At 67.3% G+C, this 13,679-nt stretch carries 13 protein-coding genes; 5 read left to right on the top strand and 8 right to left on the bottom strand.

The window, feature by feature from the left end; all coding sequences use genetic code 11:
• Window positions 1-100: 100 nt before the first annotated feature.
• Both D7316_RS07320 and D7316_RS07315 read left to right on the top strand, forming a co-directional pair.
• Window positions 101-1,591, top strand: coding sequence for an aminobutyraldehyde dehydrogenase (locus tag D7316_RS07320; protein WP_124707697.1), 1,491 nt, complete (start codon window positions 101-103; stop codon window positions 1,589-1,591).
• Window positions 1,588-3,003 (top strand): NAD(P)/FAD-dependent oxidoreductase, encoded by a 1,416-nt coding sequence (locus D7316_RS07315; RefSeq protein WP_124707696.1) that lies wholly within the window; start codon window positions 1,588-1,590, stop codon window positions 3,001-3,003. The genes D7316_RS07320 and D7316_RS07315 overlap by 4 nt, the downstream gene beginning before the upstream one ends.
• 71 nt (window positions 3,004-3,074) lie before the next feature.
• On the opposite strand, the gene D7316_RS07310 is transcribed toward D7316_RS07315, so the two are convergent.
• The 8 genes from D7316_RS07310 to sdhC form a co-directional block, all read right to left on the bottom strand.
• Window positions 3,075-3,794, bottom strand: a complete 720-nt coding sequence (locus D7316_RS07310; RefSeq protein ID WP_232016811.1) for a type 1 glutamine amidotransferase — start codon at window positions 3,792-3,794, stop codon at window positions 3,075-3,077.
• Entirely contained in the window at window positions 3,794-4,726 is a 933-nt protein-coding gene (locus D7316_RS07305; protein WP_124707695.1) for a universal stress protein, read from the bottom strand. The genes D7316_RS07310 and D7316_RS07305 overlap by 1 nt, the downstream gene beginning before the upstream one ends.
• The gene (locus D7316_RS07300) at window positions 4,716-6,221 is read right to left on the bottom strand and encodes an APC family permease (protein WP_124707694.1); all 1,506 of its coding nucleotides are present in this window, start codon (window positions 6,219-6,221) and stop codon (window positions 4,716-4,718) included. Before D7316_RS07300 ends, D7316_RS07305 begins: the two co-directional genes overlap by 11 nt.
• A gap of 115 nt (window positions 6,222-6,336) precedes the next feature.
• Window positions 6,337-6,750, bottom strand: a complete 414-nt coding sequence (locus tag D7316_RS07295) for a hypothetical protein (RefSeq protein ID WP_124707693.1) — start codon at window positions 6,748-6,750, stop codon at window positions 6,337-6,339.
• Window positions 6,751-6,898: 148 nt separating this feature from the next.
• Window positions 6,899-7,702, bottom strand: coding sequence for a succinate dehydrogenase iron-sulfur subunit (locus tag D7316_RS07290; RefSeq protein ID WP_124707692.1), 804 nt, complete (start codon window positions 7,700-7,702; stop codon window positions 6,899-6,901).
• Window positions 7,702-9,456, bottom strand: coding sequence for a succinate dehydrogenase flavoprotein subunit (gene sdhA / locus D7316_RS07285; RefSeq protein WP_124707691.1), 1,755 nt, complete (start codon window positions 9,454-9,456; stop codon window positions 7,702-7,704). The genes D7316_RS07290 and sdhA overlap by 1 nt, the downstream gene beginning before the upstream one ends.
• Before the next feature lie 17 nt (window positions 9,457-9,473).
• Entirely contained in the window at window positions 9,474-9,932 is a 459-nt protein-coding gene (locus tag D7316_RS07280) for a succinate dehydrogenase hydrophobic membrane anchor subunit (protein WP_124707690.1), read from the bottom strand.
• A gap of 10 nt (window positions 9,933-9,942) precedes the next feature.
• Window positions 9,943-10,350, bottom strand: coding sequence for a succinate dehydrogenase, cytochrome b556 subunit (sdhC, locus tag D7316_RS07275; RefSeq protein WP_124707689.1), 408 nt, complete (start codon window positions 10,348-10,350; stop codon window positions 9,943-9,945).
• A gap of 224 nt (window positions 10,351-10,574) precedes the next feature.
• On the opposite strand from sdhC, the gene D7316_RS07270 reads away from it, so the two are divergent.
• The 3 genes from D7316_RS07270 to D7316_RS07260 are packed head-to-tail and all read left to right on the top strand — an operon-like array spanning window position 10,575 to window position 13,479.
• A complete protein-coding gene (locus tag D7316_RS07270) occupies window positions 10,575-10,976 on the top strand; it encodes a cytidine deaminase (protein WP_124707688.1) in 402 nt (133 codons plus the stop codon).
• Complete coding sequence (locus D7316_RS07265) at window positions 10,973-12,343, top strand: thymidine phosphorylase (protein WP_124707687.1); 1,371 nt, start codon at window positions 10,973-10,975, stop codon at window positions 12,341-12,343. The genes D7316_RS07270 and D7316_RS07265 overlap by 4 nt, the downstream gene beginning before the upstream one ends.
• Window positions 12,340-13,479 (top strand): adenosine deaminase, encoded by a 1,140-nt coding sequence (locus D7316_RS07260; protein WP_124707686.1) that lies wholly within the window; start codon window positions 12,340-12,342, stop codon window positions 13,477-13,479. Before D7316_RS07265 ends, D7316_RS07260 begins: the two co-directional genes overlap by 4 nt.
• Window positions 13,480-13,679: the final 200 nt, after the last annotated feature.

The raw sequence follows: 13,679 nt of genomic DNA, 5'->3' as shown, positions 1-13,679 counted from the left end.
GCGGATTCAGCAGTAGTTGGCAACCTACAACGACGTTTTCCGTAGAAATCATCGACTTGAGATAGTGATTCCGTCATCAACACTGATAGAATCCGCCGGTATGTCTTCCCCCTACGCGCTGCCGACCGGCTGGATCTCCGGGGCCGCCGTGCGCGGCGACGGGCCCGCCCACACCGTGCTCAACCCGGCCACCGGTGAGCCCGTCGCGACGGTCGCGCTCGCCGGTGCCGCCGACGTCGATGCCGCCGTGGCATCGGCGCGGTCGGCGCAGAACGATTGGGGTGCAGCAACTCCCGCCGAGCGATCGGAAGTTCTGCGGAACCTCGCGACGGTCCTGCGGGACAACAGTGGGATGCTCGCGGCCGAGGAGGTGGCCCATACCGGGCGCACGATCCGCCTCGCCACGGAGTTCGACATCCCCGGCAGCATCGACAACGTCGACTTCTTCGCGGGTCTCGCCCGCAACCTCGAGGGCAAGGCGAGCGCCGAGTACTCCGGCGACCACACCTCGTCGATCCGTCGCGAACCGGTGGGCGTCGTCGGGTCGATCTCGCCGTGGAACTACCCGTTCCAGATGGCGATCTGGAAGGTCATCCCGGCGTTGGCGGCGGGTTGTGCGGTGGTGCTGAAGCCCGCCGAGTTGACCCCGTTGACCACACTCACCCTCGCACGCCTGGCCACCGAGGCCGGCCTGCCGGACGGTGTGCTCAACGTCCTGGTCGGCACGGGCGCCGACGTCGGATCGGCACTGGCCGGGCACGCGGGCGTGGACATGGTCACCTTCACCGGTTCCACCGCGGTGGGTCGGCTGGTGATGGGACAGGCGGCCCGCAACGGAACCCGCGTACAGCTCGAACTCGGCGGCAAGGCGCCGTTCGTGGTGTTCGACGATGCCGACCTCACCGCGGCGGTCCACGGTGCGGTCGCGGGGGCGCTGATCAATGCCGGGCAGGACTGTACCGCCGCAACGCGAGCGATCGTGGCCCGCGATCTCTACGACGACTTCGTCGACGGTGTGGCCGAATTGATGGGCTCGATGGTGGTCGGTGATCCCACGGATCCGGTCACCGACATGGGTTCGCTCAGCTCGTGCGCGCACCGGGACAAGGTGGCGGGCATGGTCGACCGGGCCGTCTCGGACGGCGCCCGGTTGGTCACCGGCGGAACGGTGCCCGACGGACCGGGCGCGTTCTACCCGCCGACCCTGGTGGCCGATGTGGCCGAGGACGCCGAGATCTATCGGGACGAGGTCTTCGGCCCCGTGCTGACGGTCAGTTCGTTCTCCGACGACGACGATGCGATCCGCCGCGCCAACGACACGGTCTACGGTCTGGCCGCGTCGGCGTGGACGCGGGACGTCTACCGCGCACAGCGGGCCGGGCGCGAGATCCACGCCGGATGTGTCTGGATCAATGACCACATCCCGATCATCAGTGAGATGCCGCACGGCGGATTCGGAGCATCGGGATTCGGCAAGGACATGTCGACCTATTCGTTCGATGAGTACCTGGCCACCAAGCATGTCATGAGTGACATCACCGGAGTCGCCGAAAAGCCTTGGCACCGAACCGTTTTCACCGGAGAGCGATGAGCTGGGCGACCGCCGGGACCGAACGTGGGCGGGCGATGGTGGCACAGGCGCGACCGGTGTCCTACTGGCTCGACCGGCCCGGGCGACCGGAACCCCGCGCTCGGCTGTCCGGTGCGGTGACCGCGGACCTGGTGGTCGTCGGTGGCGGCTTCACCGGATTGTGGGCAGCGGTGCAGGCCGCCGAGGAGAATCCCGACCGCCGGGTCGTCCTGGTGGAACGGGATCGGATCGCCGAGCACGCCTCCGGTCGCAACGGCGGATTCTGTTCGGCGAGCATCACCCATGGCCTCGCCAACGGCGTGGAGCGGTTCGGCGACGAGATGCCCGAGTTGCTGCGGATGGGCCGGCAGACCCTCGACGACATCGAGGCCGCGCTCGGCCGGCTGGGCATCGACGCCGACGCCGAACGCACCGGCGAACTCGACATCGCGAACTTCGACTGGCAGGTCGCGGGACTGCAGGAGCACTCCTCGACGGCGGCGCTGCTCGGCGCGGACCTCCCGCTGCTGCCGGGGCCGCAGGCGCGCGAGTCCGTGGCATCGCCCATGGTCGTTGCGGCGCTGCACGATCCCGACGTCATCATGCTGGATCCGGCCAAGCTCGCCTGGGGTCTGGCCGAGGCCGCGGAGCGCCTGGGCGTGCAGATCTTCGAACACAGCGGGGTCGACCGGTTGCGATCCAGGGGCACCCGCATGTCGGTGAGTACCGCGTACGGTGAGATCGACACGGCAGCAGTGATACTCGCGACATCCGCGAGCCCCTCGCTGCTCCGGCGCCTGCGGCTCTACACGGTTCCTGTGTGGGACTACGCGTTGATGACCGAGCCGCTGACCGCCGCGCAACGCGCTGCGATCGGCTGGTCGGGTCGCGAAGGACTCGCCGACTGCGGACCCCGGTTCCACTATTTCCGACTGACCGCAGACGACCGAATCCTGTTCGGCGGGTGGGACGCGCTCTATCACTACGGGTCCGACGCACGGGCACGTCATGAGTTCGAACCGAGCGAGTTCGGCATCCTGGGCGAGCATCTGTTGCAGTACTTCCCGCAACTCGAGGGTATCCGCGCCACCCACGCCTGGGGTGGGGTCATCGACACGTGTTCGCGGTTCTGCGCCTTCTGGGACCGGGCCTTCGATGGTCGCGTCGTCAGTGTTGTCGGGTTCACCGGACTCGGGGTGGGTGCTTCGCATTTCGGTGCGCGCACCGCACTGGATCTCGTGGACGGGCTCGACACGGCGCGGACCCGGCTGACGATGGTGCGCGACAAGCCGATTCCCTTCCCGCCGGAACCGTTGCGGTGGGCCGGGATCACCATGACCCGGCGCGAACTCGCCCGCAGCGAGCGACGCGCCGGGCGACGGGGCGCGTGGCTGACCCTGATGGACAAGGTCGGCCTCGGTTTCGACAGCTGACCCGACGTGCCCTGGGAATCGACGTTCCTCGGGAGCAGAGCGGCACCTCGACCCCGGGGGTCGGGGCCGCGTCAGGCGACGAACAGGTCGAACCAGCGCCGTATCGCGCTCATCGCCAGTGGCACCGTCACGCCCTCGATCCTCGACATCTCCTCGACCGTGTGTGCCACACCGTCGGTGCCGAGCAGGTCGATCAACTCCGTGCGGTAGTCGTCGACGGCGAGCCAGTCCTCCAGCACGACCGCGTCCACCTCGAGGTGGAATTGGATGCCGTAGCAACTCCCATGGCGGAACAACTGATTCGGGTAGGCCGCCGACGATGCCAACAGCGTGGCACCCTCGGGCACCGCGAAGGTGTCGAAATGCCATTGCAGCGCAGGGAAAGTGGTGTCCCCGTGCCCGGACCACACCGGGTCGTGCAGGCCGTCGTCGGTGAGCGTGATGTCGACGATGCCCATCTCCGGCGCCGGTCCGGTGGTGATCTCCGCGCCGAGTGCACTGGCCAGCAACTGGGAGCCAAGACATGCGCCCCAGATGGGTGTGCCCGCGGCGATCGCACGGCGCAGCAAGGCGATCTCGTCGTCGATCCACGGAATCGACGGACCGTCGTCGGTCCCCATCGGTCCGCCCATCACGATGATGGCCGCGTACGGTGCGGGGTCGTCGGGGATCGGATCACGCCACGCCCGCACCGTGTGGATGCTCGCGACATCGACCAGACCGGCACCGTAGGCGCCCGGCGACTCGCATTCGGCATGGCGCAGTTCGAGGATCGTCGGGGTCGCCATCATCAGGGCCGGGGCACCACGACCACCGGCGCGGTGGTCCACCGGAGGATGCGCGCCGCGGTACTGCCCAGGAACACCCGGTTGGCGGCGCCGAGATGGCCCGAACCGACGGCGACGATGTCCCCGTCGTCCCAGGGAAGGTTGTCCAGCGCTTCATCGAGGGTGGCACCGTCGGCCACGAGGACGTCGACGTCCAGCTCGTCGGGCACGGTGGCCCGGGTGTCCGCCAGCAGTTTCTCGGCGACCCCGATCTGCCGCTCACGCGCGGCGCGCGGGGTCTCGTCGTCGAACGGGGCGTCGATCGACACCAGTGAGAGCAGACGGAGGTCGAGGCCGCCCTGTTCGGCGAGCGCGACCGCGAACGGGAGCGGGTCGCTGCGGCCGGGCTTGCTGGACACCGCGACGGTCACCGAATCGAACCGCGCCTCGGTCCGTTCGGCGTATCCGCGCGGCGCCAGCGCGACGGGCAGGGGAGAGGAGTGCACGAGTGCGGTGCTCACGGTCCCGAGGGAGTGGCGGCGCACGAGGCCGTCACCGGTCCCGCCGACGACGATCATCGCCGCACCCGACTGTTGCGCCATGGTGACCAGGCCGTCGGCGAACGAGTCGTCGACGGTCACGATGGTGCGGGTCTCGATGTCGTCGGGGATCGCGGCCGCACCGTCGAGGAGCCACTGGGCGGCCTGGTTCTCCAGGCGTTCCCGATATTCGTCGAGTCCGGGGTGACCGTCGTACTCGACGGGATGTACCACGCAGATGAGGTCGATGGCCGCGCCGGTGGCGCGGGCGAGGGCCACGGCGAGGGTCACTCCGTCGGCCCCCGACGGCGTGGCAAGGTAGCCGACCGCGAGGCGGGGGCGGGGGCGAGCGGAGCTATGGGGGGTGTGGGGGCGAGCGGAGCGACGGGGAGCAGGGGAGGCGGGCTCAGAAGACATCGGGCACCTTCACTTCGGTGTCGGCGTTGAGGGTCTCGCCCTTGAAGAAGCTGCTGTTGTGCGCGAAACAAGCGAGCATGAGCGGAATGCCGAGCACCAGCATCCCCACCCCCAGGATGAACACACCGCCGATGCCGCCGACCGACGTGGAACCGTAGTCGGGAGCGATCATGTCGATGGCGCTCTTGACGAAGGCCCACGTCATCGCGAGGCCGCCCAGGAGGGGGAACAGGCCGCGCATGAAGAAATTGCGCGCGGACTGGAAGAGGGTGCGACGGAAGTACCAGGTGCAGGCGAACGCGGTGATGCCGTAGTAGAACGCTACCGCGAGTCCCAGTGACGCGATGGAGTCGCCGAGAGTGTCCTGGCTGAGCAGGGAGAGGACCAGGTAGAACGTGAGCGCCGAACCGCCCATGACGGCGGTACCGAACGCCGGCGTCATGTATCGCGGGTGGATGCTGGCGAACCTGTCCGGCAGCGCCTTGTAGACCGCCATCGAGAGGCTGCCACGAGCGGTGGGCAGGATCGTCGACTGCGTCGACGACAACGCGGACACGCTCACGGTGAGCAGCAACGCGGCGGCCATGAATCCCCCGGCGACCGGCTCGCCGAGCACCGTCAGGACGTCGCCGGTGTTCTCCGGGTTGTTCAGACCGATGCCGGTGTCGCCGAAACCGGAGAACGCCTGCACCGCATAGGCGACCAGCACATAGGTGGCGACCAGGATCAGGCAGGTGATGACCGCGGCGCGGCCCGGGGTCTTCTCTGGATCCTTGGTCTCCTCGCCGATCGCCAGGCAGGCATCCCAACCCCAGTAGATGAAGATGCACAGGATGACGGCCGCCGCGATCTCCGACTGGCTGAGTCCGCCCGGCCAGAGCCAGCCGATCTCCGGGGTCACCGCCTGGTCGCCCGCCGTGCCGAACCCGACTTTCACCAGCGCGATCACGCTCGCCAGGATGAGGACGGCGAACTGGATGAACATCAGCACCGCCTGGATCCGCTCGCTGATGACGATGCCCCGGATGCTGATCCAGGTCATCAGGGCGATGAAGAAGCAGCCCAGCAGGACCTTGATCCACAGGTTCTCCGCCCACGAGTCCAGCCCGAGGAACATCAGCAGGTAGACGGCGGCGATCTCGGCGACGTTGGCGAGCACGATGATCGCCGACACCGCGAGCCCCCAGCCGCCGATCCACCCGATCCAGGGGCCGAACGCCTTGGTACCCCAGGTGAAGGTGGTGCCACAGTCCGGCGTGTCTCGCGAGAGCTCGCGATACGCGAAGGCGACCAGCAGCATGGGGATGAACGCGATGACGAACATCGCCGGCGATTTGGTGTGCACTGCGGCGACGACGTAGCCGAGCGTCGCGGCGAGGCTGTAGGCGGGCGCGACCGCCGACAAGCCGATGATCACGTTGCCGAGAAGTCCGATCGACCCGGCGCGCAACCCTTTCTCGCCGGCGTGGATCTCGGCGTGTGCGGTCTCTGACATCGTGTCTCCCACTCAGCTGGCCATAGTGGGGATAAGACTACGATTTCCGTAGCAGATGCGCGCGCTAAGTAGAGATTCTCTCGGAAACTGTCGGATTTGCTACGGATTCAGTTGCTCAGCGGCAGTACGTGGTCGCATATCGCGCCGACCGGACGGTGGTGTCGCGAACCTTCGTCTTGTTCACCCACACGGCACAACGGGCAAAACGGCCATTCGACTGGAAGAGGGTGTCGATCTTCTGGTGCCTGACCCGGCTGGTGTAGACCATCGAGCCCGTCCACAGGCGGGTGCGTCGGTCGAACCGGGTGAGTGGGACGTCGCTCTGCCGACGCATCCGGTTGTGCGAGTCGTACCAGGAAACCGCGCTGTTGTACTGACGGTCCGAGGTGAGGACGACGGTGATGCGGTCCCCGTTGCCGGGATAGCGCGGGCTCGCGTCGGCGGGTGACGCCCCGTGGCCCGATGCGAGGAGCCCTCCGAGGATCACGGTGAGGACCAGGCCGACGATGACGAAACGGGTGCGGGTCATGATCATTGGACGCAGGCCGATGCGTGTCGGTTCCACCCGAGAGACGACTCCGCCCCTCCCGGGCTGTGGGAGGGGCGGAGTCGGGGCTGCAGAGAGAAGTCTGCGGCGGCGGGTGCGGCGCGACCCGCCGGTCGGCGATCGATGCCGGTCAGCGCGAGAACATCAGGGCGCGCTTGACCTCTTGGATCGCCTGGGTCACCTGGATGCCACGAGGGCAGGCGTCGGTGCAGTTGAAGGTGGTGCGGCAGCGCCAGACGCCGTCGACATCGTTGAGGATGTCGAGGCGTTCGATCGCGGCTTCGTCGCGGCTGTCGAAGATGAACCGGTGCGCGTTGACGATGGCTGCGGGACCGAAGTAGCTGCCCTCGTTCCAGAACACCGGACAGCTGGTGGTGCAGCAGGCACACAGGATGCACTTGGTGGTGTCGTCGAAACGCGCGCGGTCGTGCTGACTCTGGATGCGTTCACGGGTCGGCTCGTTGCCGCTGGTGATCAGGAACGGCTTGATCGCGCGGTACGCGTCGAAGAACGGCTCCATGTCGACCACGAGATCCTTCTCCACCGGCAGCCCCTTGATGGGCTCGATGGTGATGGTGATCTCCTTGCCCTTGTCCCCATCGCCCTTTCTCGCCGGGAGCATGTCCTTCATGAGGAGCTTGCAGGCCAGGCGGTTGACACCGTTGATGCGCATGGCGTCGGAGCCGCAGACCCCGTGGGCGCAGCTGCGCCGGAAGGTGAGGGTGCCGTCGAGGTAGCCCTTCACGTACAGGAGCAGGTTGAGCAGACGGTCGGTCGGCAGGGCCGGGACGCGGAAGCTCTCGAAGCCCTGGGCGTCGGGGTTCTCCGGATTGAACCGGAAGATCTTCAAGGTCACCATGGTGGCCTCGTCCGGCACCGGAGGCAGTGGCGGCTCGTCTGACGCGGGCGCGGGGTTCTCCATGATCGCTGTCATCAGTACTTACGCTCCATCGGCTCGTAGCGGGTCTGCACCACGGGCTTGTAGTCCAATTCGATGTCCGAGAGAAGGTCGGTGCCCTTCTTGTAGGCCATCGTGTGGCGCATGTAGTTGACGTCATCGCGGTCGGGGTAGTCCTCGCGGGCGTGACCGCCACGGGACTCCTTGCGGTTCAGTGCGCCCACCACGGTCACCTCGGCCATCTCCAGCAGGAAGCCCAGCTCGATGGCCTCGAGCAGGTCGCTGTTGAAACGTTTGCCCTTGTCATGGACACGGACGTGTGCGTAGCGCTCCTTGAGTGCGTGGACGTCGGTGAGAGCCTGCTTGAGGGTCTCCTCGGTGCGGAACACCGACGCGTTGTTGTCCATCGTCACCTGGAGTTCGGTGCGGATGTCGGCGACGCGTTCGTGTCCGTGATCCGACAGCATCAGCTCGAGCCAGTTGTCGACCAGGTCGGTCGGATTCTCCGGCAACTCGACGAAGTCGGCGGAGTTGGCGTACTCGGCTGCGGCGATGCCGGCGCGGCGCCCGAAGACGTTGATGTCGAGCAGCGAGTTGGTGCCGAGGCGGTTGGCTCCGTGCACCGACACGCAGGCGCACTCACCGGCGGCGTAGAGGCCGTGCACCACGGTGTCGTTGTCCTTGAGGACCTGGCCCTCGATATTCGTCGGGATGCCACCCATCACGTAGTGACAGGTCGGATACACCGGGACGTACTCGGTGACCGGGTCGACGCCGAGATACGTACGGGCGAACTCGGTGATGTCGGGCAGCTTCTCGTTCAGCACGTCCTCACCGAGGTGGGTGACGTCGATGTAGACGTAATCCTTGTTCGGTCCCGCCCCGCGTCCCTCGAGGACCTCGAGCACCATCGATCGCGCCACGATGTCGCGGGGTGCGAGGTCCTTGATGGTGGGCGCGTAGCGCTCCATGAAACGTTCGCCGTCGGCGTTGCGCAGGATGCCACCCTCGCCGCGCACGGCTTCGGAGATGAGGATGCCCAGGCCGGCCAGACCGGTCGGATGGAACTGATGGAACTCCATGTCCTCCAAGGGAAGTCCCTTGCGGAAGATGATCCCCATGCCATCACCGGTGAGGGTGTGCGCATTGGAGGTGGTCTTGTACATGCGTCCCGAACCGCCGGTCGCGAAGACGATCGATTTCGCGTGGAACACGTGGATCTCGCCGGTCGACAGCTCGTAGGCGACGACGCCGGTGGCGACGGTCTCGCCCTCGGCGTTCTCACCGAGACAGATGTCGAGGGCGTAGAACTCGTTGAAGAACTCGACGTCGTGCTTGACGCAGTTCTGATACAGGGTCTGCAGGATCATGTGGCCGGTGCGGTCTGCGGCGTAGCAGGCGCGCCGAACCGGCGACTTGCCGTGGTCGCGCGTGTGGCCGCCGAACCGGCGCTGGTCGATCTTGCCCTCGGGCGTCCGGTTGAACGGCAGCCCCATCTTCTCCAGGTCGAGGACGGCGTCGATGGCCTCCTTGGCCATGATCTCCACCGCGTCCTGGTCGGCGAGGTAGTCACCGCCCTTGACGGTGTCGAAGGTGTGCCACTCCCAGTTGTCCTCCTCGACGTTGGCGAGGGCGGCGCACATGCCGCCCTGCGCCGCGCCGGTGTGGCTGCGGGTGGGGTAGAGCTTCGTCAGAACCGCGGTGCGGGCGCGCGGCGCCGATTCGATGGCGGCACGCATCCCGGCGCCGCCGGCGCCCACGATGACCACGTCATAGCGATGTTCCTGCATGTGTCCGTCAATCTCCTCTAGCCGACGCTGTTCACGTCGAAGGTCAGCAGGGCGTACGAGCCGAGCACGAGCACCAGGATCATCGAGATGCCGAGCAGCACGTTCAGCCAGAAGCGGGTGGAGTCCTTGCGCGAGTAGTCCGCGATCACCGTCCGCACACCGTTGCCGCCGTGCAGTTGGGCCAGCCACAGCATGGTGAGATCCCAGACCTGCCAGAAGGGTTCGCGCCAGCGTGCCGCCACGAACGACGCGTCGATGCGGTGCACGCCGTCATCCCAGGCCAGCATGATGAACATGTGGCCGATGGTGAGGATGATCAGCGCCAGGCCGGAGAAACGCATGAACAGCCATGCGTACTTCTCGAAGTTGCCGCCCTTGCGCATGCGGGGCGAACGCGGGTTGTCCAGGCTCGCGGGCCGGTCGTACTGGGTGCCCAGGGTCTTGGCGGCACCCGGAGTTGCTTGCGATGCAGTCATCAGGTGCCTCCTAGAACGAGTGGGTGATCAGGATCTGCAGCAGGCGGATGGCCGCTGCGCCGAACACGATGACGAAGATGCCCACGATCACCCACAGCATCTGACGCTGGTACTTGGGTCCCTTCGACCAGAAGTCGATCAGGATGATGCGGACGCCGTTGAACGCGTGGTAGAGCACGCAGGCGACGAGCGCGATCTCCATCAGGCCGATGAGCGGCGTCTTGTAGGTCTCGATGACCTCGGAGTACTTGTTCGGATCGATCCGGATCACCGCGGTGTCCAGCACGTGGACGAACAAGAAGAAGAAGATGGTGACACCGGTGATCCGGTGCAGCACCCACGACCACATGCCTGGGTCGCCGCGATACAGGGAGCGTTTGCGCACCGGCTCCGGTGCTACCTCGGTCGGGGTGCTCATCGGGAAATTGGCCTCCAACAGCGTCGATGGATGTGCCGAGTCGGCATTATCAGGCTCGGCCGTGGACCCATGGAAGAGACTTTAAACCTATGCTGAGCCGGGGCGTAAATTGCCCGAACCGATTTGAGCGGCAACTGATCTCGACTTAGGTTTGCCTTACCAAGGTTTGTGATGGTAAGGGATGTCACATCTTGAGCGTCGCCAGGAGATTGTGAGGGGTTCGGTTGACGGCCGACATTGACTGGAATGTGTTGCGGGACAACGCAAAATCGATGATCGCCCGGGCCTACGCCCCGTACTCGGGATTCGGGGTGGGGGCGGCGGGTATCACCGACGACGGTCGGATCGTGCTGGGTTGCAATGTGGAAAATGTCTCATACGGCCTCGGCATCTGCGCCGAGGTCGCGCTGGTCGCCCACCTCGTCGGAACCGGTTCCCGACGCCTCGTCGCCGTGTCGGTGTGCGATGCCCGTGGCGAGGTGCTGATGCCGTGCGGGCGGTGTCGTCAGGTCCTGTTGGAACACGGCGGGGCCGGGTTGGCCGTGGATCACCGCGGTGGTCCGACGACCCTGGGTCACCTGCTGCCCGACGCATTCGGTCCGGACGACCTGGCGGCCGGACGATGAGCGCCGCCGATCGTGCCGATGCCGCAGGCGACCCGGCGCGCGTCCGCGAGGTCATCGACACCATCTCGGTCATCTGGACCAAGCGTGACGGTGGGGAGCTGAGTGACGCGCAGATCCGGTGGATCGTCGACCGCTACGCGCGCAGCGGGAGCGGGAGCGGCGACGTGGTCGCCGAAGAGCAGATGTCGGCGCTGCTGATGGCGATCCTGCTCCGCGGCATGAGTCGTCGGGAGATCGCCACCTGGACGCAGGCCATGATCGACAGCGGGCGCCGGATGGACTTCTCGGGCCTGCGGCGGGACGGCCGGCCGATGGTCACCGTCGACAAGCACTCGACCGGCGGTGTTGGCGACAAGATCACCCTCCCGCTGGCCCCGCTCGTCGCCTCGTTCGGGGTGGCGGTGCCGCAGTTGTCCGGTCGAGGTCTCGGCCACACCGGCGGCACCCTGGACAAACTCGAGTCCATCCCGGGATGGCGGGCCGAGGTCGGTTCCGCCGACATGGCCGCGCAGCTCGAACGGGTGGGCGCGGTGGTGTGCGCCGCCGGCGGCGATCTCGCGCCGGCCGATCGGCGGCTCTACGCCCTGCGCGACGTCACCGGCACGGTCGAGTCGATTCCGCTACTGGCCAGCTCCATCATGAGCAAGAAGATCGCCGAGGGGACCGGTGCGCTGGTCCTCGACGTCAAGTTCGGTAGCGGCGCCTTCTTGAAGGAGGAGGCGCAGAGCCGGGAGCTCGCCGAGACGATGGTGTGGCTCGGCGAGTCCGCGGGCGTGCGGACGCGCGCCCTGCTCACCGACATGAGCACCCCGCTCGGCCTGACCGCGGGCAACGCTCTCGAGGTGGCCGAATCCTTGGAAGTGCTCGCCGGCGGTGGCCCCGACGATGTCGTCGAGCTGACGCTGGCCCTCGCCCGTGAGATGCTCGACGCCGCGGGCATGCCGGATGCCGATCCGGCGGAGCACCTGGCCGGCGGTGCCGCCATGGACACCTGGCGCGCGATGATCGCCGCGCAGGGCGGAGATCCCGACGCCCCACTGCCCCGGGCACGGCACACCGAGACCATCGCGGCGACGCAGGGCGGCGTCATCACCGAGATGGATGCGATGGCGGTCGGCGTCGCCGCGTGGCGCCTCGGCGCCGGTCGCGCCGTCCCCGGCCAGGCCGTGCAGGCCGAGGCCGGGATCACGTTGCACGCCAAGCCCGGTGACCGGGTGCGGGCGGGGGAGCCGTTGTTCACGCTGCACACACAGACCCCGGATCGCTTCGATGCGGCGCGGGCCGCGCTCGACGATGCCGTGTCGGTGGGCGACGATCCGCCGCAGCGCACGCCTCTGGTGATCGATCGCGTTACCGTCGGGTCATGACGCCCGTGGATTCGACACCCCCGACCGGTCGCCCGCTCGACCTGCCGAACATCTCCCTCGCCCCGAAGGTGCTGCTGCACGATCACCTCGACGGCGGGTTACGCCCGGCGACGGTCCTCGAGCTCGCCCGCGAAGTGGAGTACGCGGACCTGCCCGCCGCCGACGCGGAGTCGCTGGGCACGTGGTTCCGCGATGCCGCCGACAGCGGCTCGCTGGAGCGGTATCTCGAGACCTTTGCGCACACGGTCGCCGTGATGCAGACGCCGTCGGCGCTGGCGCGGGTGGCGCGCGAATGTGTCGAGGACCTCGCCGCCGACGGCGTCGTCTACGCCGAGGTGCGCTACGCGCCCGAACAACACCTCGAGCGCGGGATGCCCCTGGACGAGGTCGTCGAGGCGGTACTCGCGGGCTTCGCCGAGGGCGAGGCGCAGGCCGCGGCGGCGGGGCGGCCGATCATGGTGCGCTGTCTGGTCACCGCGATGCGCCATGCCGCGCGGTCGCGCGAGATCGCCGAGCTGGCCGTGCGCTACCGCGATGCCGGGGTGGTGGGTTTCGACATCGCCGGTGCCGAGGCCGGTCACCCGCCGACGCGACATCTCGATGCGTTCGAGTTCATGCGGGCCAACAACGCCCACTTCACCATTCACGCGGGTGAGGCCTTCGGTCTGCCGTCGATCCATGAGGCGATCGCCTTCTGCGGTACGGATCGCCTCGGTCACGGTGTCCGGGTGATCGACGACATCACGCTGCCCGAGGGTGCCGACCTCGCCGCCGAGTCGTTCGAGGGGGCGGAGCTCGGGCAGATCGCGAACATCGTGCGGGACAAGCGCATCCCGCTGGAGCTGTGCCCGAGCTCCAACGTGCAGACCGGGGCGGTCAACTCGATCGCCGAGCATCCGTTCAATGTCCTTGCGCGGCTGCGGTTCCGCGTGACGGTCAACACCGACAACCGGCTCATGAGCGACACCACGATGAGCAAGGAGTTCTATCGGCTTGCCCAGCAGTTCGGTTACGGCTGGGCGGATTTCGAGCGGTTCACGGTGAACGCGATGAAGTCGGCGTTCATCCATTTCGACGAGCGACTCGCGTTGATCGACGACGTCATCAAGCCGGGATATGCGGTGTTGCTGGGCTGACCGAGGGATCGGCGGCCTCTTCGTGACGCGCCTTCCGCACGTTTCGGCTGCGGTGATCTCGATACGGTGCCTCGCTGCGCTCGGAACCTACTCGATCAGCGGGGGGGCTGCGCTCGGAACCTACTCGATCAGCGGGGGCGGGTGGTGCGCTGCGCTCGGAACCTACTCGATCAGCGGGTTGGATCAGCGGGGGCGGGTGG

It is taken from the genome of Gordonia insulae, from assembly GCF_003855095.1.
Lineage (GTDB): Bacteria > Actinomycetota > Actinomycetes > Mycobacteriales > Mycobacteriaceae > Gordonia > Gordonia insulae.
Note: the sequence above shows the minus strand (reverse complement) of the source record. Positions and strands in the feature narration are given on the sequence as shown.